Source organism: Solibacillus sp. (assembly GCF_040273735.1).
In the GTDB taxonomy this organism is placed as follows: Bacteria; Bacillota; Bacilli; order Bacillales_A; family Planococcaceae; genus Solibacillus.
This window is the reverse complement of sequence record NZ_JBELZM010000001.1, coordinates 246,639-271,204: the sequence shown is the minus strand read 5'-3', so window position 1 is coordinate 271,204 and position 24,566 is coordinate 246,639. Positions and strand designations below refer to the sequence as shown.

21 protein-coding genes are annotated in these 24,566 nt (G+C 40.6%); all 21 read right to left on the bottom strand.

Annotated elements, in window-relative coordinates; genetic code table 11:
• Positions 1–147 precede the first annotated feature (147 nt).
• Positions 148–1,218: a recombinase RecA gene (recA, locus tag ABS917_RS01335; protein WP_350477318.1), complete on the bottom strand. Its 1,071-nt coding sequence runs from the start codon at positions 1,216–1,218 to the stop codon at positions 148–150.
• Positions 1,219–1,384: 166 nt separating this feature from the next.
• Positions 1,385–2,644 carry a competence/damage-inducible protein A gene (locus ABS917_RS01330; protein WP_350477317.1) on the bottom strand — a complete coding sequence of 420 codons (1,260 nt, stop codon included), beginning with the start codon at positions 2,642–2,644 and terminating at the stop codon, positions 1,385–1,387.
• Positions 2,645–2,943: 299 nt separating this feature from the next.
• Positions 2,944–3,522 (bottom strand): CDP-diacylglycerol--glycerol-3-phosphate 3-phosphatidyltransferase, encoded by a 579-nt coding sequence (gene pgsA / locus ABS917_RS01325; protein ID WP_350477316.1) that lies wholly within the window; start codon positions 3,520–3,522, stop codon positions 2,944–2,946.
• 46 nt (positions 3,523–3,568) lie between these two features.
• Complete coding sequence (locus ABS917_RS01320) at positions 3,569–4,471, bottom strand: helix-turn-helix domain-containing protein (protein ID WP_350477315.1); 903 nt, start codon at positions 4,469–4,471, stop codon at positions 3,569–3,571.
• Between the two features lie 48 nt (positions 4,472–4,519).
• Positions 4,520–5,308 carry a DUF3388 domain-containing protein gene (locus ABS917_RS01315; protein WP_079525352.1) on the bottom strand — a complete coding sequence of 263 codons (789 nt, stop codon included), beginning with the start codon at positions 5,306–5,308 and terminating at the stop codon, positions 4,520–4,522.
• A 438-nt stretch (positions 5,309–5,746) separates the two neighbouring features.
• Positions 5,747–6,004: a DUF3243 domain-containing protein gene (locus ABS917_RS01310; protein WP_350477314.1), complete on the bottom strand. Its 258-nt coding sequence runs from the start codon at positions 6,002–6,004 to the stop codon at positions 5,747–5,749.
• A 47-nt stretch (positions 6,005–6,051) separates the two neighbouring features.
• A complete protein-coding gene (gene ymfI / locus ABS917_RS01305) occupies positions 6,052–6,780 on the bottom strand; it encodes an elongation factor P 5-aminopentanone reductase (RefSeq protein ID WP_350477313.1) in 729 nt (242 codons plus the stop codon).
• Positions 6,777–8,081 (bottom strand): EF-P 5-aminopentanol modification-associated protein YfmH, encoded by a 1,305-nt coding sequence (yfmH, locus tag ABS917_RS01300; protein ID WP_350477312.1) that lies wholly within the window; start codon positions 8,079–8,081, stop codon positions 6,777–6,779. The genes ymfI and yfmH overlap by 4 nt, the downstream gene beginning before the upstream one ends.
• Before the next feature lie 3 nt (positions 8,082–8,084).
• Entirely contained in the window at positions 8,085–9,347 is a 1,263-nt protein-coding gene (gene yfmF, locus ABS917_RS01295; RefSeq protein ID WP_350477311.1) for an EF-P 5-aminopentanol modification-associated protein YfmF, read from the bottom strand.
• Between the two features lie 786 nt (positions 9,348–10,133).
• Positions 10,134–11,093: an ABC transporter permease gene (locus ABS917_RS01290; protein ID WP_350477310.1), complete on the bottom strand. Its 960-nt coding sequence runs from the start codon at positions 11,091–11,093 to the stop codon at positions 10,134–10,136.
• A 1-nt stretch (position 11,094) separates the two neighbouring features.
• Positions 11,095–12,144 (bottom strand): ABC transporter permease, encoded by a 1,050-nt coding sequence (locus ABS917_RS01285; protein WP_350477309.1) that lies wholly within the window; start codon positions 12,142–12,144, stop codon positions 11,095–11,097.
• Positions 12,144–13,685, bottom strand: coding sequence for an ABC transporter ATP-binding protein (locus ABS917_RS01280; protein ID WP_350477308.1), 1,542 nt, complete (start codon positions 13,683–13,685; stop codon positions 12,144–12,146). Before ABS917_RS01280 ends, ABS917_RS01285 begins: the two co-directional genes overlap by 1 nt.
• A 262-nt stretch (positions 13,686–13,947) precedes the next feature.
• Positions 13,948–15,060 (bottom strand): BMP family lipoprotein, encoded by a 1,113-nt coding sequence (locus ABS917_RS01275; RefSeq protein WP_350477307.1) that lies wholly within the window; start codon positions 15,058–15,060, stop codon positions 13,948–13,950.
• A gap of 61 nt (positions 15,061–15,121) precedes the next feature.
• Positions 15,122–15,850 carry a GntR family transcriptional regulator gene (locus ABS917_RS01270; protein WP_350477306.1) on the bottom strand — a complete coding sequence of 243 codons (729 nt, stop codon included), beginning with the start codon at positions 15,848–15,850 and terminating at the stop codon, positions 15,122–15,124.
• Between the two features lie 199 nt (positions 15,851–16,049).
• On the bottom strand, positions 16,050–18,350 hold the full coding sequence (locus ABS917_RS01265) for an FtsK/SpoIIIE family DNA translocase (protein WP_350477305.1): 2,301 nt from the start codon (positions 18,348–18,350) through the stop codon (positions 16,050–16,052).
• Positions 18,351–18,676: 326 nt separating this feature from the next.
• The gene (locus ABS917_RS01260) at positions 18,677–20,344 is read right to left on the bottom strand and encodes a ribonuclease J (RefSeq protein ID WP_350477304.1); all 1,668 of its coding nucleotides are present in this window, start codon (positions 20,342–20,344) and stop codon (positions 18,677–18,679) included.
• Between the two features lie 327 nt (positions 20,345–20,671).
• A complete protein-coding gene (gene dapA / locus ABS917_RS01255; RefSeq protein ID WP_350477303.1) occupies positions 20,672–21,583 on the bottom strand; it encodes a 4-hydroxy-tetrahydrodipicolinate synthase in 912 nt (303 codons plus the stop codon).
• A 17-nt stretch (positions 21,584–21,600) separates the two neighbouring features.
• Complete coding sequence (locus ABS917_RS01250; RefSeq protein ID WP_350477302.1) at positions 21,601–22,641, bottom strand: aspartate-semialdehyde dehydrogenase; 1,041 nt, start codon at positions 22,639–22,641, stop codon at positions 21,601–21,603.
• 84 nt (positions 22,642–22,725) lie between these two features.
• Positions 22,726–23,316, bottom strand: coding sequence for a dipicolinate synthase subunit B (locus tag ABS917_RS01245; protein WP_350477301.1), 591 nt, complete (start codon positions 23,314–23,316; stop codon positions 22,726–22,728).
• Entirely contained in the window at positions 23,309–24,085 is a 777-nt protein-coding gene (locus ABS917_RS01240) for an NAD(P)-dependent oxidoreductase (protein ID WP_350477300.1), read from the bottom strand. The genes ABS917_RS01245 and ABS917_RS01240 overlap by 8 nt, the downstream gene beginning before the upstream one ends.
• Entirely contained in the window at positions 24,078–24,350 is a 273-nt protein-coding gene (locus ABS917_RS01235) for a YlmC/YmxH family sporulation protein (protein WP_079525316.1), read from the bottom strand. Before ABS917_RS01235 ends, ABS917_RS01240 begins: the two co-directional genes overlap by 8 nt.
• Positions 24,351–24,566: the final 216 nt, after the last annotated feature.

Here is a 24,566-nt window from a genome sequence, read left to right as displayed (position 1 = left end):
CCCATGTTTGTTCTAATAAAATCACAGATTACCTCACCCGCAGGTACTTTGACCAAAGTCCGCGCCCCTATACCTAAACAGCTCCCCCATCCATACCCCCAACAAATACAAAAACCCAAGCAAACTACTTCGCTTGGGTCTGTAACATTATTCTTTTTCGTCTTCGAATAATTCTAGTTCGTCCAGTTCTTCTTCGTCAGTTGTATCGTTGGCGCCGATTGTGTAGCCTAGTTCGCCGATACCGAAGTGTTGACGAATTTTTTCTGTTACTTCTTCTTTCATTGCAGGGTTTTCTTTGAAGAATTGTTTTACATTTTCACGACCTTGGCCAATTCGTTCGCTGTTGTAAGAATACCAAGAACCGCTCTTCTGGATGATGTCCAGTTCTGCACCGATGTCGACGATTTCACCTTCTTTTGAAATCCCTTCACCGTACATAATATCAACTTCCGCTGTACGGAATGGTGGCGCTACTTTATTTTTTACAACTTTGATTTTCGTTTTGTTACCGATAATTTCTGTACCTTGCTTAATCGCTTCACCACGACGCACTTCTAAACGGATAGAAGAGTAGAATTTAAGGGCACGTCCACCTGTAGTTGTTTCCGGGTTACCGAACATAACACCGATTTTTTCACGTACTTGGTTGATGAAAATAGCAAGCGTATTCGATTTGTTGATAACACCTGATAATTTACGTAATGCCTGAGACATTAGACGTGCTTGAAGACCCATGTGCGAGTCACCCATTTCGCCTTCGATCTCTGCTTTTGGTACTAATGCTGCTACAGAGTCGATTACGATAATATCGATCGCACCAGAACGTACTAATGCTTCCGCGATTTCAAGTGCTTGTTCACCTGTATCCGGCTGTGATAATAATAATTCGTCAATGTTAACACCCAATTTTTGTGCATATACCGGGTCAAGTGCGTGCTCAGCATCGATAAATGCTGCTGTACCGCCGTTAGCCTGTATTTCTGCAATGGCATGTAATGTAACTGTTGTTTTACCAGATGATTCTGGTCCGTAAACTTCTACAATACGTCCGCGCGGGTATCCGCCTATACCTAATGCTGCATCAATTGCGATAGAACCTGATGAAGTTGTATCGATTTTGTTGTTCGAGTTCTCACCTAACTTCATGACAGAACCTTTACCGAATTGTTTTTCTATTTGTTTTAACGCCATATCTAATGCTGCTTTACGATCGCTCAAACTATTTCCTCCTTAAGAAAAAGCTTTATTTAACTTATGTCTCTATTATACTTGCTAATGAGATAACATTCAAGAAAAAAGCGAACATATTTTCGCTTTTTCTTTGAATGTTTCTAAATACCTTTAAATCAGTAATCAAATCGCCTTTATCAAAAGAAACCGACAATTAAATCAGCTTTTTGTAACCTTGATTCGCTAATTCTCTCATTAAATAGCTGAACGTAAACTTCACCGCGCGAATCCGGTTTGTATTTCTTGAGCCGGTTAACTGCAGTCGGTACGTTAATGGCTCTGTGTCGCCAATCTTAATACCAACCCAGATTGATCCTGCAGGCTGTCCGTCGTGATCGCCTGGTCCTGCTGCACCCGTCAGCCCGACACCGATATCTGTACCGAACTTTTCACGGACTTGTGTCGCCATTGCGGCAGCACATTCACTGCTGACGATACCATATTCATCAAGCAGGTCACCGGAAATACCGAGGTGTTGGATTTTCGCTTCTTTCGTATACGTTACGACACCGCCGATTAATGCGGACCCGACACCTGGAACTTCCGCCAGCTCCGACTGGAACAGACCGGCCGTTAAACTTTCGGCAGCGGAAACCGTTAACTCATTCTCAAGAAGCATTTGTACAAGCTTGAATCCTAATGATTCATCATTTACCCCGTAATAGTATTCTCCGACAATATCGAGAATTTCACGTTTCTTCAATTCAATAAGACGGAATGCCTGTGGCTCGTTTTGCGCTTTTGCCGTAATGCGCAATGTTACTTCACCATCTGAAGCAAGCGGGGCAACGGTTGGATTTGTCTGTTCATCCAAAATGTTCTGTATGCGGGTTTCCAGATCTGCTTCGCCGATACCGTAAAAACGTAGTACATGCGATAAAATAACGCCGCCGTCATGCAGAAGCGCCGCAAGTTTCGGCTTCGTTTCATATTGGAACATCGGCTCAAGCTCTTTCGGCGGACCTGGCAGTAAAATATAAATACGGTCATTTTCCTCCAAAAACATTCCCGGTGCCATACCGTGCTGGTTCAGCAATACATCACAGCCATCCAGTACAAGCGCCTGTTTCCGGTTGTTTTCCGTCATCGGTCGTCTTTGCTTCGAGAAGAATTCTTCAATTGCAAACAGCGCCGTTTCATCAAACACTAACGTACGATTTAAATGCTTCGCAATCGCTTCCTTCGTTAAATCATCCTTTGTCGGACCTAGACCACCTGAGAAGATTATAATATCCGCACGCTGTTCCGCAATTTTGATCGCCTCTAAAAGCCTCGCCTCGTTATCCCCTACAACTGTATGATAATAAACATTAATGCCAAGTTCAGAAAGCTGGCTCGATATAAATTTTGCGTTCGTGTTGGCGATTTGTCCTAATAGTAATTCCGATCCTACCGCTATAATTTCTGCATTCATTCCTAAAACCCCCTATAGATCAATTTCACCTTGGCGTAATTCAGGCCCACAGGATGTGGGTCAGTCAGCCGTTGTCGCACGAAGCAACCGTTGTAGGCTGACTTCCTTTCCTTAAGAAAATCTGTGACATCTGCCAGAGGCTTTTTTTACAGCAGTTGTTTTGGCAACTGCTGTAAGAATAAAGAAAACTAGATTAGAAAAACATTCCTCTCATGCACGAGTCCTGTTCTATCTTTTATGGATACTTATTACTATTACCTATCCTAAAAGAAATTCTAACCTAGTTTTAGAAATTTTATTTATTTTGAATCCAATAATGCACGACGGTTTAAATAGAAATAATCCCATCCAGACCATACTGTAAAGAATAATGCTACATAAAGCATAATCATATCAAAAGGTATGCCAACTAATGTAAAAATCGTATTGTGTAAAATTAATGCAGAAATCGCCACGATTTGAGCCCAAGTTTTAATTTTACCAAGCTGGTTCGCCGCTACGACTTCCCCTTGTCCTGCTAAAATTAATCGAAGTCCCGTTACCGCGAACTCACGCGAAATAATGATAATGACAATCCATGCAGGTGCCAAGTCGATTTCCACCAATAAAATAAAGGCAGCGGAAACGAGCAGCTTGTCTGCAAGCGGGTCCAAAAACTTCCCTAAGTTCGTCACTAGATTATATTTGCGGGCATAATAGCCATCTACCCAGTCCGTTGCAGAAGCGAAAATAAATATCAGTGCCCCGACAAAATAGTTCACTTGCATTTCCGCGCCAAACAGCGTCATATTTCCCCAACCGAAATCAAACATCATTACAATCACAAATAGTGGGATCAATAAAATGCGCGAGACTGTAATCTTATTTGGAATGTTCATTTGTTAACACCTTTCGTCTAAAGAAAAGAGCCATCTTTTAAGATGACTACTCTCCTTGTCCTTCATTCACTAATTTTAAAATGATATTTTGCGTCATACGATCTTGTGCGTATGTCAATTCTACATCATTTACATATACTTTAGCCACTTTTGAATTCCCTAAACGAATTCTTGCATAGCCATCTGCAGTTGAATCATTTTCTACGATATCTCCAGCATTATAAACCGTTGCATTTACTTGCTCCTGCTGTTGTTCGTTTCGGATACCAACCCATGTTTGACCTGATACTTCAACACGAACATTTAAGCTGTCTGTTCCCGATACTTCAAACGTTGTATCTTCACCTTGTACAACACCTTCACTGATTGTTTGGGCTACTTCAGGCTCATCTGTGACAGGTTCTTCAGGCTCAGTGTTTTCTTCAGTATCTTCATCTGTGTTTTCTTCGCTGTCTTCAACAGGTTTTGTTGGTGTTGAATTTGGATTTTGTTCGTATTCAATCGGTTTATTGTCTTCTTCTACTACATCTGGCACACTGCCAGTTTTTTGGATGTATAAAGTTGTAATAACAATAATAATGACAATCGCAAATAATGCGACGATTAATTTAGGCATTGCTTCCATCATCTTATTGCTCGATGTCGCTTTCATATTGCGGCGACTCGGACTTTGTGTGAATGATTGCGCAACTTCTTCTTTTTGCATTTCCGGAATATCTTTTCGATACTCAGTTAATACTTCATCCGCATCTAAACCAACTGCTTCAGCATACTGCTTAATGAAGGCACGTACATAGAAAGAACCAGGCATAATTGTATAGTTGCCTTCTTCGATTCCTATTAGATAACGTTTTTGGATTTTAGTGATATTTTGCAAATCATCTAAACTATAACCTCTAGCTAATCTCGCTTCCTTCAAGCGAGCTCCTAGTTCCGTCAAAAAAAACACCTACTTTTAATATATTCAAATAAAGTTGGCACAAAGCCCTCTTATTTACTAAAAATCAAATCCGCCAAAATGGTCTGTACTCGATAACATATTATTCTTTTCGATAATTTCATATGTTATTTCTTCATCCGGCTCATGGCGCAATTCGATAATATAGTCAAAATCTTCTATTTTATATGATGAATGCTGTACGAACAGATCTGGATGCTCAATGACTTTAATCGTCGGCATACCCATGATTTCCCGAACTAACTGCTGGTGGCGTTCATCCGTAGAGCGACGTGTCACGGCACCGTCCAATATAAAAATATTATTCCCATTAAACTCATCGCCCATTAATGTATTGCGGACGGTTTGCTTAATCATAGTAGAAGAGATGAAAATCCATTTTTTATTCGCGCACACACTTGCAGCAACGATTGACTCTGTTTTTCCTACACGCGGCATTCCACGGATCCCAATTAATTTATGCCCTTCCTTTTTAAATAATTCGGCCATAAAATCAACTAAAATTCCTAATTCGTCACGTACGAACCGGAATGTATTTTTTTCATCCGCATCTTTCGGTATATAATGCCCGTGCCGAACAGCCAACCGATCACGCAGCTTTGGCTCACGAAATCTTGTTACATTAATATTTTCCATTGTTGAGACGATTGAAATAAAACGCTGGATAGATTCTTCGTTCTCTGTAGATAACAGCATTCCCCGATGCTCCTCATCCACACCGTTAATCGAGACAATATTAACGCGAAGCATTCCTAATAGCGATGCAATATCTCCTAATAAACCTGGTCGATTCACTTGAATTTCATATTCAAAATACCATTCGCCCATTTTGTATCTGTCCCCTCATAATAGAAACGTATTTATTTCTTACAAGTTCCATCATAGCGGATTTTCTACCTATTGAAAAGTTAGAAAGCCACGTTTTTGTTAGTTTTCTTGAAATAATTTTTGAAAAACACGTTCTAGAAGTATCAATGTTGGTCAATCGTGCATTTACAGTTCAAGATTGGTACTAATAGAAAATGATGCAAGGTAATTTTGTTTACCAGAAGGGGGATTTAGTTAGACGTTTTTATTAAGTTAATCGCCAATATGTATGGAATAATTACTACTTTTTATGTAGGGTAAATTTTAATGGTCACTTTTATAGAGATATTCGCCAGTTTTGACCATTCATCAATTCAGAGAGCTTATTCCGCCACTTTCGCATACATGAAAAAATGCCGCTCACTTATGCAGTGAGCGGCATTTTTTCCGTAAAACTAATTAGTGAGTTGTTTTAGTTTGAACGAGCTTCATAATACAGCTTGCAATCGCTTGCTTTTCGTCCTTTTCGGCAACAGACCATAAATCTGATAACACGCGCTCTTGCTCGTTTTGTGGGTCAACGTTTTTCGCAAGATACTCGCCAATCTGAACTGCGGCCTTCTCAATCATTTTATTAGGCATGCCGCTTTCTTTTGCATCAGATACTTGCTTACCTAAGAAGCTTGTCCATTGTTCCCAGTTTTGTAAAAGTCCCATTTGCTTTCCCTCCTCTCGCACAAATAGTATGTGCGGATATCAGGAAATTATATGTACCAGCCGCCATTAACTCGAATTATTTGTCCTGTTACATAATCTGCGCGTCCGCTTAAATAAAAAGCTGCCATATTCGCAATATCGAGCGCTTCTCCAAATGATTGCAAAGGAATTTGGCTTTCGATCATTTCACGCTCTTCGACATCAAACTTTGCGTTCATCTTTGTATTAATAATTCCAGGTGCAATGGCATTAACACGAATGCCGCTAAACGCCGCTTCCTGCGAGTATGCTTTCACGAAGCTATGCTGGGCGCCTTTTACAGCTGAGTAGGCAACTTCGCCTGCTGCTCCGACGTCTCCCCAGATCGAACCAATCACAAGCACATAGCTGACTTTGTTCGCTCGTAATTTGCCCGCGAGCAGTGCCGTCGTCCGCATCGGATTTTGTACATGGACGTGCCAAAGTTTGGTCATTTCCTCTGCAGGTGTGTTTTCCAGTAAATCATAAAATGCATGGCCGTTTGCAAAAACGATCGCCTGCAATGAATAAATTTGGGCGGCAATTTGCTCCGCCCCTGTGTCACTGCTGAAATCGGCTTTTACCGGGATAAACTCCTGATCCGGAAAGTTCTCGGTAAACACCTGGAGCATACTGTCAATGACAGTATGCCCAGTATGATAATGCAGATAGAGTGACCAGCCATCCTGTGCTAACTGCTGGCAAATCGCTTGCCCAATCGCACCGGAAGCTCCGCAAACTAATGCAAACTTCTTCATTTTTGATCGCGCCCGCTAACCGGCATGATTGTAAACACCGTTTGTTGTTCTTCACCTTGAATTGTTTTAAATGCTTTTTGGATATCTTCCACTGTAATCGTCTCCAGTACCGGTACTACGTCGAATAAATTCATATCATTGAATTTGTAACGTGTAAACTGGTTGGCGATAAATTCGATGGAATTCAGTGCACGCAGGAAGAAACCGATTTTTTTTCGTTTAATACGTTCTACATCTTCAGAAGTGAACAAGTTTCCTTGCTCTGTTTCTGCCAGCTTCTCTTTAATCAATTTGGCAAGCTGTTCGGGCTGTTCTGAATCCGAGCCGATTAGTGCAAACCCGTAGCCGTTTTCCAATGAGAAATCATAGCCGTATGATTCATCGATTAAGCCGTTTTCATATACATCTGTGTAGAATGATGAAGCGCGACCGAATAAACATTCAACACCGATCTGAACGGCAAGCTCGTGCTTCAGCATTTCTTCGCCGCTTAAACCAACTTGCTTCGCTTTTAAACCAACATATACTTTTGGCTTTTGCACATCCATATGAAGCACACGCTCTTTTTCCGCTACATTTGTTGGTTCTTCATCAAATAAGCGTTTTAAGTCTGTCGGCTCCTGGAATGTCTTTTTGTTCTGGTTATCTTCAATAAATGCCATCATTTCAACAGGATCTACTGCACCAATTACGAACAATAGCATGTTCGATGGGTGATAAAACGTGTTGTAGCAAGTATATAAATGCTCGGCTGTAATGCCGTCAATTGAATCGATTGTGCCGGCAATATCAATTTTCACCGGGTGGTTATGGTACATATTTTCAATCGCACCAAAATATAAACGCCAATCCGGCTGATCATCGTACATCGTAATTTCCTGTCCGATAATGCCTTTTTCTTTATTTACCGTTTCTTCCGTGAAGTACGGCTCCTGTACGAAATTCAATAATGTTTCCGTACTTTTATAAATATGGTCTGTTGCGGAGAACAGGTACGCTGTGCGGGTAAAAGATGTGAACGCATTCGCCTGCGCGCCTACTTCACTGAATTTTTGGAAGACATCCCCGTCTTCTTTTTCGAACATTTTATGCTCTAAAAAGTGGGCAATCCCGTCCGGAACAGTAATCGGCTCTGTTTCTCCGATCGGTACGAATGTACGGTCAATCGAACCATATTTCGTTGTGAATGTCACAAATGTTTTTGAAAAGCCTTTTTTCGGCAAAATGTATACGTCTAATCCATTGTTTAGCTGTTTGTAATATAATGTTTCATCTAGTTGCTGGAATTCAATTGTTTCCATGGATTACTCCCCCTTACCGCATAAGAAATACGTTGCTTCTAATTTAATATCCTGTGCCACTTTTTGCACATCTTCTTTTGACACAGATTGCCAGCGTGCAGTCCACGTATCTAAAGTAAACGGTTCGTCTAATGCTTTGTATTGGTCAAAAATTTCAATTTGGCCACGAGGTGAATCCAATGCTTCTTTTAACTGGTTAATAAGCATCGCCTTCGTTTGCGCCAATTCTAAATCAGTAATTTCCCCATTTTGCATCACTTTTAACTGTTCTGCAATTAATTGGCGTGCCTTTTCTTCATTTGCCGGCTCAATACCTGATACGACAAACAGTAATCCGTATTGTGAAGAATAAGAGCTTGATGCATAATAAGCTAAACTTTCTTTTTCACGGACATTCATAAATAATTTTGAATGGGCATACCCGCCAAAAATACCGTTGAAAATTTGCATGATCGGGAAATCTTTATCGCCAAATCGAACTGGTGTCGAGTAGCCGATATGCAGTTTCCCTTGTTTCATTTCCTGCGTTTCTTTCGTGTACGGTTCAATGTTTGCAGGAGCTGTATCTTCTTTTGTCTTTTGTGGTGCATTGCGGTCAGCAAATTTGAATGCAGCTTTTAACTGCTCTGTCATTTCTTTTACGTTAATATCACCGACAACGTAAATATCAATGACATCATTTGCTAGCATATCTTCATAAGTTTTTGTCAATGATTGTGGTGTAATTGCCTTTACGGCTTCGATATTTCCGTTTGCAGAAAATGATGCTGCGCTGTTTGGACGGATGATTTCTGTTAAACGTTTTTGTGCGTAGCGTGACTTGTCATCAAAAATAGATTGGATACGTTGGATGACCATTTCTTTTTCACGGTTCACAATTGATTCTTTAAATACGCCGTTTTCGAAGTTTGGTTTGAAGATCGCTTCCTGGATCAGGTCGATTACTTCATTTAATACATTGCCATGCGATAAATATTGGTCGTTTACTGTTTCGACATTTAATAGTACTGTATGTTCCTGACCGCGCTTTGCTGTGTCAAAGTACAATACTGTGCCGAAAAGGTCATCTAAATAGCTGCGGTAACTTGCCGATGTTGGAAATTTTTCGTTGCTGTGCTGCAGGACATTCGATAATACTGTACGCTTTGCCGCTGTTTCTTCATTTAATGGTGCTCTCCATTTAATCGAAAAGTTCACCGTTTTAAATTGGGCGGTTTGTCGTATATGAAGCGAAACACCTTTCGCAATTTCTGTTGTTAAAAACAAAAAAACTCCTCCTGACTACCTCGTGAATATAAATATAAATGCTTCTTCTCTACTATACATGTGTTGCCTAGATTTGTGCAAAATTATTATCCGTACTAAGTGTTCCCTAATTCGTGACATTTATGAATGAAAAGTTTGAAGGTGTTAAAAAATAAAAAAATTCATTTTCTAATAAAATTTCTAGAAGCTGCTTTTCTTAAATGGTTCCGTTGTGCTGCGTTCCGGGAGGCCAACACGATGTTGGTCACGAATGCGTTGTCACACGATATGACGCTCTTAGCATTCGTTCCTTTTAATCTGGGGGTGTGGCTCCAACTAAGTTTTTGTATGGGGTTTGAGCTTCTTTTATATTTTGAGTCAAGCTATGCTGAATTTTATTCCCTTTAACTTCAAAGTTCATGCACTAACGTAACTTGGCTAATAAAATACGAATTTTCTACTTTCCAGGCGAATCGTTCTACTTTTCCGTAAGTAGTTTCCACTTTTTCCCCAAAACTTTTTACTTTCTCTTTAATACATCCCACTTTAGCCGTATATCTTTCTACTTTCCCCTCAATACTTTCTACTTTCTTCAGCCACTTGGTTAATAAAATTCGGACTTTCTACTTTCCAGGCGAATCGTTCTACTTTTACATGAATAGTTTCCACTTTAGCCTAAATAGTTTCTACTTTACCTTCAAGATGTTCTAATTTCCTCCGCAACTCAGCTGATAAATTTCGCGCCCACCTCCAATAGAAACAAAAAAACCGCCTGTACAAATCCACTTTGTACAGACGGTTTTATAATTAGCGTTTTCCTTTGATATATGGAACGCCTGATGCTTTTGGTGCTACTGCTTTTCCTACGAAGCCTGCTAATGCCAGGATTGTCAGAACGTATGGTAGGACTTGCAGGATTACTGGTGGGATTTCTTGAATGTATGGGATGTTCCCGCCACCGATACTCAATGTCTGTGCTAATCCGAAGAACAGTGCAGCACCTAGTGTACCAAGTGGATGCCATTTACCGAAAATCATCGCGGCAATCGCAATGAAACCTTGTCCGGCTACTGTTGATCCAGAGAAATCACCAGATGATGTCATAGCCAATGAAGCACCACCAACACCTGCTAATGCACCGGAAATCATAACGCCGATATAACGCATTTTTGCTACGTTAATCCCCATCGTATCGGCTGCCATTGGATGTTCGCCTACTGATCGAATACGTAAACCGAATGGCATTTTGTAAAGAACAAACCATGCTCCTACCGCAACAACCAATGCGATAATTGTTGTGGAGTATACATTTTGGAACAATAGCGGTCCTAAGAATGGTATATCTGATAAATATGGTATTTCAAAACGTTGTAATGGTGCTGAAACCATATCCGTTTGACCTTTACCGTAAATTAATTTTACTAAGAATACTGTAATCGCTGCAGCAAGCATGTTCAGTGCAACACCTGTAACAGTTTGGTCTGCACGGAACGTTACAGCTGCAACCGCAATAATCAACGAGAAAATTGCCCCTGCCAACAACGATGCCAATAAAGCCAGCCAAATGACGTTTTTCCCAAAGTCAGCATAGTATTCCAAGTTGATATAAATACCTGTAAATGCACCGACAATCATTAACCCTTCAACACCAAGACCGATTACCCCTGCACGCTCCGAGAATAGAGCCCCGATACCTGTTAAAATAAGCGGTGTTGCGTATAAAAGGGCAGAAGGGACGATAAAGTATAACACTTCTAAAAAGCTCATGTTACTTGCCCTCCTTTTTCTTTCCGAATTTCTGTAAACCAACACGTAAAATATAGCCTGAAGCTACGAATAAAATAATTACTGCAATGATGATTGATACGATTTCTTCCGGAATACCTGCTTCGTTCGGCATGTTTAATGAACCGTATTTCAGGGAACCGAATAATGAAGCCCCGAAGAAAACACCGATTGGATTGTTCGCTCCTAGTAATGCTACGGCGATCCCGTCGAATCCGATACCTGAAGCTGCCGCTTTAATCGATGCGTTTTGGTATGTTCCCAACGCTTCCATCGCACCGCCCAGACCGGCGAATACACCGGAAATTGTCATTGCTAAAATGATGTTGCGGTTTACGTTCATACCCGCATATTCAGCAGCGTTTTTGTTGAACCCTACTGCTTTTAACTCATAACCGCGAGTTGTTTTTTCTAAAATGAACCACATGACAACTACCATGATCAGTGCCACGATAATCCCTAAGTGAAGACTTGAATTGTCCGTAATTTCACGTAACCATTGATTACGTAATGTCGCTGACTCTAATACAGTAGGCGTTTTGAAACCGCCGTCTGATAATGATTTAATCGCAGCATTTGTTAAATATAATGCTGTGTAGTTTAACATGATCGAAGCAATTACTTCGTGTACTTGAAGTCTTGCTTTCAGGAAACCGACGATAAATGCCCAGAATGCACCAGCTGCCGCTGCCGCAAGTAATGCTAATGGCAAGTGGATAATACGTGGTAATCCTTCAATTGCATAACCGACATATGCCGCTGCAAGCCAACCCATTAACAGCTGACCTTCAACACCGATGTTGAATAATCCAGTACGGAAGGCAAATGCTACCGCAAGACCTGCTAAAATATACGGTGTAATTTGACGGATAGTATTACCGATAGAATAAGAATCTCCGAAAATACCATTCCATAGTGCTGTATACCCATCGATCGCATCATAGCCGCTGACAACCATGATGATACCGCCAACGAGTAATCCTAAAACTACCGAGATGAGTGGAACGAGCAGATTCACAACTCGATTTGACATTATTCGTTCCCCTCCTTAACTGCCTTTGCTTTACGTTTTTCACCGGCCATCAATAAGCCCAGCTCTTGTTCAGATGTTTCCTTCGGATAAACCGTATCAACGATTGTCCCATCATAAATAACGGCAATTCGGTCGGAAACGTTCATAACTTCATCTAATTCAAACGAAATCAATAATACGGCTTTTCCTTTATCACGTTGCTCGATTAGACGAGAGTGAATAAATTCAATTGCCCCTACGTCCAATCCACGAGTAGGAAGGGCTGCGATAAGCAGATCCGGATCACGGTCGACTTCACGTCCGATAATCGCTTTCTGCTGGTTACCGCCTGAAAGCGCACGTGCAGGCGTCATTTCGCCTTGACCTGTACGAACATCATACTCTTCAATGATTTTGCGTGCTTTTTCATTGATTTTTTTATAGTCCATAATAATGCCTTTTGAAATTGGCGATTTATAGTAAGTTTGTAGTGCGATATTGTGCCCAATAGGGAAATCCAGGACAAGCCCGTGTTTGTGACGGTCCTGAGGAATATGTCCTACACCTGTTTCCGTAATTTCACGCGGTTTTAAGCCTGTAATATCTTTGCCGCCTAAAGTCACTTTACCGCTTTTAATTTTGCGCAATCCTGTAATTGCTTCGATTAATTCTGATTGACCATTTCCGTCAATCCCTGCAATACCAACGATTTCACCACGGCGAATCGATAAATTCAGACCTTTTACTTTTTCGATGTCTCGGTAATCCGTTACAACAAGGTTTTCGACTTTAAAGATTTCTTCAGTAGGGTTTGCTTCCCCTTTTTCTGTTTTGAACTCTACTTGTCGGCCTACCATTAATTCCGCAAGCTGATCCGGGTTTGTTTCGTTCGTTACGACAGTTCCAACCCCTTCACCTTTACGGATAATCGTTACACGGTCAGATACTTCCATAATTTCTTTCAGCTTATGCGTAATGATGATAATCGATTTGCCTTCTTTAATCAGAAGTTTTAAAATCGCCATTAATTCCGTTATCTCTTGTGGTGTTAATGATGCAGTCGGCTCGTCAAAAATTAGGATTTCCGCACCACGGTATAATGTTTTTAAAATTTCTACACGCTGTTGCATTCCGACAGAAATATCTTCAATTTTCGCATATGGATCCACATCCAAGTTGTATTTCTTCGATAATGCAGCGATATCATTTGCGGCATCTTTTATGTTGATAGCTCCCAATTTCGTAGGTTCGCTACCTAAAATGATGTTTTCCGTAACCGTAAAGTTTTCTACAAGCATAAAGTGCTGGTGTACCATTCCGATTCCTAAATCATTTGCTTTGTTTGGATCTGTAATTTTTACTGATTCTCCGCGTACTTTAATTTCTCCGGCTTCTGGTTGATATAGACCGAAAAGTACATTCATTAAAGTCGATTTACCTGCACCGTTTTCTCCTAGTAGTGCATGAATTTCGCCTTTTTTTAACTGGAGGGTGATATTGTTGTTTGCTACGAAATTACCGAACTCTTTGCGGATCCCGAGCATTTCAATCACGTATTCCACTAGACTCACTCCCTTAGGCTATTTATCTTTAAAATTATTTTTATAAAATTAACACATGAAAGATTTTTGGTAAAATCTTTCATCTATTAATTTTTTTAGACGAAATCTACACTAAATAAGTATCTCATCTTGCAATTCTATGAAAATATAACGCTTACATTTCTCTCAATACTAAATTTACTGAATATTTAAAACGAACCTGTAAATTAGAAAATCATCATAGGGAATAATTCCCCTATGATGATTACTCCATTAAGAATTATTATTTATCTTTAGGTTTTTCTTCTGAAACTTTAATTTCGCCAGAAGCAATCTTCTCTTTATATTCTTCTACTTTATCCATTACTTCTTGAGGAATCGCACCACGAGAATCTGCTAAGCCAACACCGTCTTCAGCTAAACCGTAAACAGTTGTTTCACCGCCTGGGAACTCACCGTTTTTCGCTTTTGTAGCGATATCCACTACTGCGTTGTTAACACCTTTTAACATAGAAGTTAAAGTGATGTTTGTAGAGTCATCAACTTGACCTTCTGCGTATTGGTCAGCGTCAACACCGATTACCCATACGTTAGCATCTGGATCTTTTGCTTTACGCTCTTTAGCTTCTGAGAATACACCGTTACCAGTACCACCAGCAGCGTGGAAAATAATATCTACGCCAGAAGAGTACATTGAGTTCGCAGCGATTTTACCTTTAGATGCATCATCGAAAACACCTGTGTAGTTTACTTGGATTTCGATATCCGGGTTAACAGCTTTTGCACCCTCGATGAAACCAGCGTGGAAGCGGTTAATTACTGGGATATCAACGCCACCTACGAAACCGATTTTGCCTGATTCAGACATTGAAGCTGCAACAACACCAGCTAAGAAAGCACCTTCTTGCTCTTTGAACAAAATGTTTGCTACGTTTTCAGCTTCAACTGCAGCATCGATTAATGCTAACTGTGCATCTGGATTGTCATTAGCGATTTCTTCAATTGCATCACCCATCATGAAACCAACACCGAATACTAAATCGAAGTCACGACGTAATAAGTTGTTTAAGTTTGTGTTGTAGTCAGCATCTGATTGAGATTGTAAGTAGTCGAAACCACCGTCACCTTTAGAAAGGCCGTTGTCAGCACCGAATTGTTGAACACCTTCCCAAGCTGATTGGTTGAATGATTTGTCATCTACGCCGCCAACGTCTGTAACCATTGCGATTGAGAAATCGCCAGAACCTGTGTCAGTGCTTGTCTCAGAACCAGAATTAGAATCATTTTTAGAAGTGTCTTTTGAATCAGTTGACTCTTCGTCAGTTCCGCATGCCGCCAAAATTGCACCAGTTGCTACTACAGAAGAAATTAATAAACCAAATTTACGCTTTTTCATTAATGAGTCCCCCTCAAAGGTAATTGATATTAGCAGGAATTAAATAATAGAAATTATTGTTCTACACCCGTTTACGTACTACATGGAAGCTGAATTTGTCAGCTCTGAAATAATTTTTTGAATAAAGAACAACACGATCATTTTCATCATAGTGAAGTTGCTTTAATACAAGTAATGCTGTTTCCGGCCCACATTTCAATATCGGTGATACTTCATCGTGGAAGCCTACAGGATCAATATATGTCACTGCATATGCAACACGGATAGATCCAGTTTGCTCTAAAGCTGAGAAAATAGAAACTTTTTGATTACTTATAAATTCTTTTGGCAATAAATTTGCCGGTACTTTGTCTACACAGTAGACGACCGGTTCATTGTCAGCCGTTCTTACACGTTCAATCGTGATAACATTGTCATCAATGTCAGCTTGGAAACGTTCCACATCATCTTCCGTGGCTTTTTCTTCCTTTGCACTGATGAAGATTGTGCCTGGATTCATACCAGCGTTTTCAATCATAGATGATACACTCGATAAATGTTCAATGCCTGATGTAAAGACCGGCTTTGGATTGACGAATGTACCGACACCATGACGTCGGACAATAATGTTTTCTTCTTCCAAAAGTCGCAGTGCTTCACGAAGCGTTGCACGACTCACACCTAATGTTTTTGAAAGTTCGAATTCAGAGGGTAATTTTTCGTTCTCACGATAGGTCCCTTTATCTATATCTGACTTCAAACGATCAATAACTTGTAAGTATAAATGACGATGATCTGCTTTAATTGTCAATTAGTATCACCACCATAACATAGAGATCAGACATCTGATGTACAACATTCCTACTAATTCGTGAATAATATAACACTTTAAACGAAAAAAGAAAACATATTTCTTTAAATGTGTCATGTTATTGTGAAAAATTAGCGAATTTATTTAAAAACTTATAGAAAAGAATATATTCCGAAAAGTCCGATAATGTCAAGGTTTTCTAGTATCTATTTCCTAGCACTTGACGCGGTTTACTTCCTTCTGGTGGTCCGACAACTCCGCGCTGCTCCATCTGATCGACAATTCGTGCTGCACGTGAATACCCGATTCTGAATCGACGCTGCAATAAAGATACAGAAGCGGTTTGCATTTCCATTACGAGTTGTACGGCTTCGTCATACAGGTCGTCCGTTTCGTCCATTACGTCAACAATCGGTTCATCGGTCGGAATCATCGCCTCCTCATATTGAGCTTTTTGCTGCTCAATGACACTGTTAATAATTCTTTCCACTTCATGATCACTTACAAATGCACCTTGCACACGGACAGGTTTCGATGCCCCTGCCGGTAAATAAAGCATATCGCCGCGACCAAGTAATCTCTCGGCGCCGCCCATATCCAAAATTGTGCGGGAATCGACAGACGATGACACAGCAAATGCAATACGGGAAGGGATATTCGCTTTGATGATGCCGGTAATAACATCCACAGATGGTCTTTGTGTTGCGATAATGAGATGAATTCCGGCTGCACGCGCCATTTGGGCAAGTCGTGTAATCGCATCTTCCACTTCACTGGACGCAACCATCATTAAGTCCGCCAACTCGTCGACAATTACGACAATATACGGAAGCTTAGGCTGTTTCTCCATTGCACCTTCATTACCTATATCGATATATTCGTTATATCCTTCAATATTCCTTGTACCGGAATGTGAAAACAGATCATAGCGTCGCTCCATTTCCGATACAACTTTCTGCAATGCCTGTGCCGCTTTACGTGGATCTGTTACAACCGGTGCCAATAAATGCGGAATGCCATTATACACACTTAGCTCCACCATTTTCGGATCGATCATCATCATTTTCACTTCACTTGGTTTTGCGCGCATCAATAGTGACACAATAATGCCATTGATACATACACTTTTACCGCTACCAGTAGAACCGGCGACCAATAAGTGTGGCATTTTGTTTAATTCTGCCGCTATCGCCTGGCCTGTTACATCTCGTCCCAAACTCACTAGCAATTTCGCTCCGACTTTCACCTGCTCATTTGCTTCAAGCACTTCACGCAACGTCACGACCGCCACTTCACTGTTCGGTACTTCAATACCGACAGCCGACTTACCTGGGATCGGTGCTTCAATACGAATATCTTTTGCTGCAAGAGCAAGTGCCAAGTCATCTTGAAGGCTGACAATTTTACTTACTTTTACACCTGTGTCCGGCATTACTTCATATTTCGTAACTGCAGGACCTAAATGTACTTGTGTCACTTTCGCTTTTACACCAAAGCTTAAAAATGTTTGTTCCAATTTCTTTGCATTTGTTTGGATGACCGAATATTCACCGCTTTGGTCATGTTCCGGCGGTGGGTTCAGCTGCTGCATTGACGGTAAAATGTATGTTTGGTCCGGTTCGGAAGTTACAGCCATGATCGGCTCACTTATTTTTTCTTCTACCTCAATTTCGCTACCCTTTTGCTTTTCCTGTTTTACTTGCTCCACAAAATTTGAAATGATCGGCTCATGATGCGCTGTTGGTGTGGGCGTTGCTGTTGTAATAATCAGGTCTTCCAAATCGGCTGCTTCCTCATCCATAATTGGTTCGGTTTTAGAACGACGCTGCTTCTCTTTCGTTTCAGGTTTTGGTTTACTTCTTGTGCTGCGTTTCGTTCTTCTGAACTTTCCCTTAAGTGTAGGGGCTTTCTCCACTAATATTGGCACGAGCGCTTTTCCGGTAATTAAAATAATCCCGATTGCCAATAATACAAATGCGGCAATTTTTGCTCCGGATGCGTCGAATAATACATGAAACAGGCTGAATAATAATCCGCCGATCATACCGCCGCCAAGCGCATTGCTTCGATTTGCGATTCCATCTGTGCTGATGAGTATTCTCCATGTTTCCTTTAATACTGAATTTGACAACAGAGTGTTTGTTGCATGCATTTGTTCGAATAACAAACTGTGACTGAAAATCGTCAAGCTGGCCCCGACAAACAGCACCCCGTATACAACACGGGTATTAAATGCGACACCCCGGCGTTTGACCATTAGCATCCCTGCGACTAAAAAGCATAGTAATGGGATGATAAAATGTAAATTGCCGAATAAAAACATGGCAATTGAATGGAGCATTCTCCCAACAAGTCCGAACTCCAGAAATTCGATAATGGCTAGCGCAATGAGCAGCAATCCGATAATCTCATATGCGAGCGGGTGGAGCTCCTCTTTCGTTTTTGGCTTTAGCGTCGGCTTTGCTTTTGCTTTTGTTTTACTACTTTTCTTTTTATCCAATCCTTGTTCACCTACTTAAAAATTGTTCCCTATTGTTAGACGCCAAAGTTGCTGTATAGGCTTCCGGGTTATGATGATGCTTAATATTTAATCAATTGATTTAGTTTGTGCTGAATTAAGAATACTTTTACTGCTATGTACCGAAAAATCAGTTTTTTTCAAATAAACATTATTCTTTACCGCAATTATCCAGCATTCTCTAATAGTAGCAACAAGGAACATCTTCACTCCGGAAATTTAGTTAGAAAAAGGGCTTTCTCACGCTTAATGTAAGAAAACCCTTTTTGATTATTAGATATAGGAGCAACGATAATTGTCCCTTTAAATTAATACTCCATAATGATCGGAATGATCATTGGACGACGTTTTGTTTTTTGGAATAAATACTGATTTAATGTGTCGCGAATTTCTTGCTTAATGTTTGTCCATTCGAACGTTTCTTTGCCGACGTACTTCTCGATCACTTCGCGTGCGATTTCAGAAGCTTCTTCCATTAACTGCTCTGATTCGCGTACGTATACGAATCCGCGCGATAAAATTTCGGGACCTGAAGCAATTTTCTTCTGTGCACGGTTCAATGTCACAACGACAATGAAAATACCATCTTGTGAAAGCAGTTTACGGTCACGCAGTACGATATTACCTACATCGCCTACACCGATTCCATCGATCAGTACATTCCCTGCCTGTACGCGTCCTGTCATGCGCACTTTGCCGTTTTTGTATTCGACAATATCGCCTTTATCTGCAATGAAGATTTGTGATTTTTGCAATCCCACTTGTTGTGCAAGTTTTGAGTGCGCAATCAGCATGCGGTACTCCCCTTGAACCGGGATAAAGTATTTCGGCTTCATAAAGTTCAGCATCAACTTTAAATCTTCCGCGCTGCCGTGGCCGGAAACATGGACTTTTTTGTTCGAAGTCATGACATGTGCTCCAGCTTTTGCCAATTGGTTCATCGTGTTATACATTTGCACTTCCATGCTTGGTGATGGAGTGAATGTAATTAAAACTGTATCTGTATTTCTGATTTTAATATCACGGTGGTGTTTACGTACAATTTTATCTAGTGCATCAAGTGGTTCACCTTTGTTGCCCGTTGCCATAATAATAATTTCGTCATCATGATATTTATGAATTTCGTTTACTGGCACAAGTGTTGACTCATCGATTTCCAAATGGCCCAGGTTCACACCGATATCGACCATTTTCTCTAATGATTTCCCGACTACCGCGACTTTACGGTGCGATGCGGCAGCTTGTCTAAACACTTGCTGAATACGTATAAAGTTTGATGCATATAATGCTACAATAATTCGACCTGGTGCCGAATGGAACGTTTTTTGCAATTCTTCCGCAATAACTGCTTCACTTGTTGTATAGCCTGGACGTTCTGCTTCCATTGATTCTGATAAAAGCATGAATACGCCTTCTTCACCGAGCATCGCCATTTTTGCCAGATCCGGCTTGAACTTGCCTGTTGCTGACTGGTCAAATTTGAATTCGCCTGTGTGAACGATAGCGCCTTCTGAAGTATGGAACACGATACCTAATGAATCTGGAATACTATGTGTTGTATGGAAGAATGTCACATAAGTAGAATTGAAGTTCATGCGACTATTGCTCGATACTTCAAAGAATTTCACTTGGTAAGGTGCAGGCAATTCTTTTAAGTGCTCCTTCGCCAATGCGATCGTTAATTTTGAACCGTATACCGGTGCTTTAATTTTCTTCAATACATACGCAATCGATCCAATTGCATCTTCATGTCCATGAGTAAGGAAAATACCTTTTACGCGCTCTTTATTTTCCTCCAAATACGTGATATCTGGAATGACGATATCAATTCCGAGCATTTCGTCTTCTGGGAACATGAGCCCACTGTCTACTACGAAAAGCTCTTCATCGATTTCTATTACATACATTGATTTTCCGATTTCGCCAACTCCACCTAATGGAATGACACGGATTAGTTCATTTTTTGATTTTGTCACTTTATTTCCTCCTAAATTGTTCCGAACAGCAACCACTTAAAGTTCATTATACGGTGAGAATGTCGTTAGTACAAATAAAAAAGTGATTTTCTTTTTTTACGGAATACCGGGCAAATTAAAATCACAACCGTTTTACAGAATACCGATATTTAAATCCCCGGTTTTATTTGGATAATCCTCAGTTGGTGGCCGATAATCCTCAAGCGAGATCTCATAATCCTCAATTACTGACCGTTAATCCTCACTTCATCCGCTATATTCCTCAAACTGACTAAAAACAAAAAAACAGTCACCCGCTTCTCATCGGAAGGAGTGACTGTGATTGTGTTAGTTCACTTGTAATGCGCGGAAACTTTTTGCTTTTTCCTGATACGTATCCCATATTTCATCAAATGCTGCCTTTTCTTCCGGTAGCATTTCCATCATCGGCATCCGTACATCAAGTGTATCAAAGCCTAATTTTGTCATCGCGTATTTAATTGGTGATGGATTCGGTTGTGCAAATAATGCGCGCACGAGCGGCAGTAATGCACGGTGAATTTGTGCAGCCTCCTGGTGACGGCCTTCTTCAAATGCGCGAACCATTTGCTGCATATCTTTCCCTACTACATGTGAAGCGACAGAAATAATGCCGCGACCGCCAATTGCAAGCAGTGGCAATGTTAACCCGTCATCCCCTGAATATACATAGAAATCCGAATCGACATTTTCAATGATGTCACCCATTTGATCCAGGTTACCGCTTGCTTCTTTAATGCATGTAATATTCGGTACGTCTTTGCTGATCGCAATCGTTGTTTCTGCTGAAATATTGGCACCTGTACGACCAGGGACATTATAGAGCATGACAGGCAGTTTCGTTTCTTTTGCGATCGTTTTAAAGTGGGCATACATGCCGCGCTGGTTTGGCTTATTATAATATGGAGTTACGAGCATGATTCCGTTTGCCCCATTTTCCTCTGCTTTATGAGTCATCATAATCGAGTAGGCTGTTTCGTTATCCCCTGTACCGGCAATAACAGGTATGCGTCCTGCCACTTTTTCGACTGTAAAGCGCACGACCTCGATTTTTTCCTCAGTTGACATTGTCGGGTTTTCCGAAGTTGTTCCGCAAGCAATAATTGAATCTGTACCATTTTCAATTAAATGATCAATAATTCGTTCTAACTCAGGATAATTAATCGTACCGTCCTTTTTAAACGGCGTAATCATCGCTGTACCAATACGTCCGAAATCCATAACTAATAATCCTCCCCTTATAGTAAGTGATCCTCTAGCATAGCTTCTGCAATTTGAATAGAGTTGAGTGCAGCCCCTTTTAATAAATTATCTGACACAATCCATAAGTGGAATCCTTTTTTGTTGTCTAAATCTTGGCGAATGCGTCCAACATATGTCGGTTCTTCATTTTCCGCAAAAATCGGCATCGGGTAAAGCTGTTCGCGAATGTCATCTTGCAGAACAATGCCCGGCGCACCAGTTAATGCGTCAAAAATTTGCTGTACTGTTGCTTCTTGCTCCAGTTCGATATAAACCGATTCTGAGTGGCCTGAAACAACCGGAACACGTACACATGTTGCAGCGACTTTCAGCTCAGGTGCTTCCATAATTTTTTTCGTTTCGTTGATCATTTTCATTTCTTCATATGTAAAGCCATTGTCCGTAAATTTATCAATTTGCGGAATGACGTTACGTGCGATAGGATAATGTTTTTTATCTGATTTGACCGGTAAAACTTTCGCTTCAACATTTTTCCCTGCATCCCACTGTGCACTTTGCTCACGCAGCTCTTCAATTGCCGCCACACCAGAACCGGATACCGCTTGATACGTTGATACAACAACTTTTGTTAAACCGAACTTTTCACGGATTGGCTGTAATGCTGCAACCATTTGAATTGTCGAACAGTTAGGATTTGCGATAATCCCTTTTGGTATCGTTTTTAATGCATGGCGATTTACTTCCGGTACAACAAGCGGTACCTCTGGATCCATACGGAAATGACTTGTGTTATCAATAACAATCGCTCCACGTTTTGCTGCTTCAGGTGCCAGTGTTTCTGATACAGAGCCGCCTGCTGAAAATAGTGCTAGATCGATCCCTTCAAAGCTTTCCGGTTTCGCTTCTTCTATCGTATAGTTTTCACCATTGAATTCAATTTGTTTTCCTGCTGAACGAGCAGAAGCTAAAAACTTGATCGATGCGATTGGAAATTTGCGCTCAATCAGCTTCTCCATCATTTTTGAACCTACAGCTCCTGTTGCCCCAACTACGGCAACATTCAATTTCTTTGTCATGTCTCATCTCTCCTAAAAATATCGGTATGTATATAATGTTGGATATTGTATCATATATTACAAGAATTGTGCGAGATAATTTGATTATTTAAAATATTGTATAAATATTGGCTGGATCTGTTTTTTATGAGCGAGCGTATATGCTACAGTATCGAGCATTTTTGTGAAATCCGCTATGAGCGACGTCGGTTTTTTAATTGGATCATCCTGACCGAATGGAATGAAGTAAATGTTTTTTGCATTCATTAATTTCATTAAATTCATTCCGTTTAACCCAAGCGCATCATTCGTTGAAATACCAAGTACTACAGGCGAACCATTACGGAGTGTCGCCTTTGCTGCCATCAGTACGGCACTGTCTGTTGCGGCATTCGCAAATTTACTGATGGAGTTCCCTGTCATCGGTGCGATTACCATGCAGTCTAGCGGATTACTCGGTCCAAACGGCTCCGCTTCCGCAATGGAACTGACAACCTTTTCCCCCGAGAATTCCTCGATTTTCGCAATCCATTCTTCACCCGTTCCAAATCGTGTAGCAGCGTGTAATACAGAAGGCGTTATAATCGGTACAACGGTTGCACCGGCTTCACGAAATTGGGTGATTTTCGGTATGACATCTTCATACGTACAATGTGATGCGGTAATTCCTAAACCAATGCGTTTTCCCTCAAGCATTTGCTTCCTCCTTTCGTAAATCTAGTATCGTTTCGTATAACAAGTTTGCCGCAGCTTGCGGAAAGTATTTCCCAGGTAATGCAGGTAGCAGCTCATATTGTGATAATCTGATATCGTTCAAACATCCCGGACTTGATGCGACATCATAAATCGGATGGACCATCCATGATTCAAAATCCTTCGTCAGCCATTTTGTCGGGATCGTATTAATCATAAAATCCGATTCCATACTATTTTTCTCATTTAATTCAATTCCTTGATAGCCATATGCAAGGGCCTCGGCTTTTTGCGTTTCCGAACGTACGGCGATGATGACCTTTGCATTGAGACGTGTTAAAAACAGGGCAAGCATCTTCGCTACACGTCCAAACCCTGTAATCATAATTGTTTTATACTGCACATTTACCTTATCTTTATACAAATGCGCTAAAAAGCCTTCTGCAGTAAGTGCGGCATTTTTCCAGATGAATGTTTCATCTTCCAAATAGTAATGCACTTGCTTGTTTCCAAGAATTTGTTTCCATTGATCTGTCAATTTCCCCGCAAAAAATTGTGCCCGACGAATACCTAAAAGCTCCTCCACTTGAATCGATAAAGGGTGGATCGGCAACACAATTTCTGTCGGGTGCAGCTCCAATGCCACTTTGTTCAGTGCTTCATCCCAAACAGTCGTGTTTTTGTAATACACCGTGCGATCACTTGTAGATAATTGCTTCGCCAAAAACTTCATCCGCTCATCTGTACCGATCACAAGCCAGCGTTCAGTCATCATTGGCATGCTTTAATGTCGATGTTGTTTTTTGAAATAATACCCGGTCTTCCCCAATTAAAATAATTTCACTCCAAGGAATATATTTTACCATCCCTGCCTTTTTCTTTTGGAACGGCATTTTCACCATTTGCGCCGGCATTTCAAATCCGGCAATTTTTCCTGTTTTGGCATCAAAAATACATTCCGTCTCAGCTAAAAATCCATATCGAACACCGTTTTCCATTTCGATCAGTTCTTTTTCAGCGAGCTCTGATAAAAGCATTGCATCCCTCCTCTTGTAAGAGCCTACATTACTATATGCATCAACTTTGGCAGAAGTGAAATGGTTCAACATTTAAGTTTGAAGGACCTATTCGTGTGTAACGAGTCACACGGCACTCGTTCGGAAAAATAATGGTAGTAAATAATGTAATTTAAAAATGCAAATGCGTAAAAATTTTGTTTCTTGAATTTTTGGTAGACAAAATATTCCATATCT

Bases quoted from the DNA above. Each gene is read 5' to 3' on its own strand.
- ymfI (WP_350477313.1), bottom strand. From the start codon at position 6,780: ATGAAGAAGTTTGCATTAGTTTGCGGAGCTTCCGGTGCGATTGGGCAA.
- ABS917_RS01285 (WP_350477309.1), bottom strand. From the start codon at position 12,144: ATGTCAAATCGAGTTGTGAATCTGCTCGTTCCACTCATCTCGGTAGTT.
- ABS917_RS01240 (WP_350477300.1), bottom strand. From the start codon at position 24,085: ATGACTGAACGCTGGCTTGTGATCGGTACAGATGAGCGGATGAAGTTT.
- pgsA (WP_350477316.1), bottom strand. From the start codon at position 3,522: ATGAACATTCCAAATAAGATTACAGTCTCGCGCATTTTATTGATCCCA.
- ABS917_RS01235 (WP_079525316.1), bottom strand. From the start codon at position 24,350: ATGCTTTTATCAGAGCTCGCTGAAAAAGAACTGATCGAAATGGAAAAC.
- ABS917_RS01250 (WP_350477302.1), bottom strand. From the start codon at position 22,641: ATGACAAAGAAATTGAATGTTGCCGTAGTTGGGGCAACAGGAGCTGTA.
- ABS917_RS01290 (WP_350477310.1), bottom strand. From the start codon at position 11,093: ATGAGCTTTTTAGAAGTGTTATACTTTATCGTCCCTTCTGCCCTTTTA.
- ABS917_RS01310 (WP_350477314.1), bottom strand. From the start codon at position 6,004: ATGGGACTTTTACAAAACTGGGAACAATGGACAAGCTTCTTAGGTAAG.
- ABS917_RS01330 (WP_350477317.1), bottom strand. From the start codon at position 2,644: ATGAATGCAGAAATTATAGCGGTAGGATCGGAATTACTATTAGGACAA.
- ABS917_RS01245 (WP_350477301.1), bottom strand. From the start codon at position 23,316: ATGCTTGAGGGAAAACGCATTGGTTTAGGAATTACCGCATCACATTGT.
- ABS917_RS01275 (WP_350477307.1), bottom strand. From the start codon at position 15,060: ATGAAAAAGCGTAAATTTGGTTTATTAATTTCTTCTGTAGTAGCAACT.
- ABS917_RS01315 (WP_079525352.1), bottom strand. From the start codon at position 5,308: ATGGGCGAATGGTATTTTGAATATGAAATTCAAGTGAATCGACCAGGT.
- dapA (WP_350477303.1), bottom strand. From the start codon at position 21,583: ATGGATTTCGGACGTATTGGTACAGCGATGATTACGCCGTTTAAAAAG.
- yfmH (WP_350477312.1), bottom strand. From the start codon at position 8,081: ATGGAAACAATTGAATTCCAGCAACTAGATGAAACATTATATTACAAA.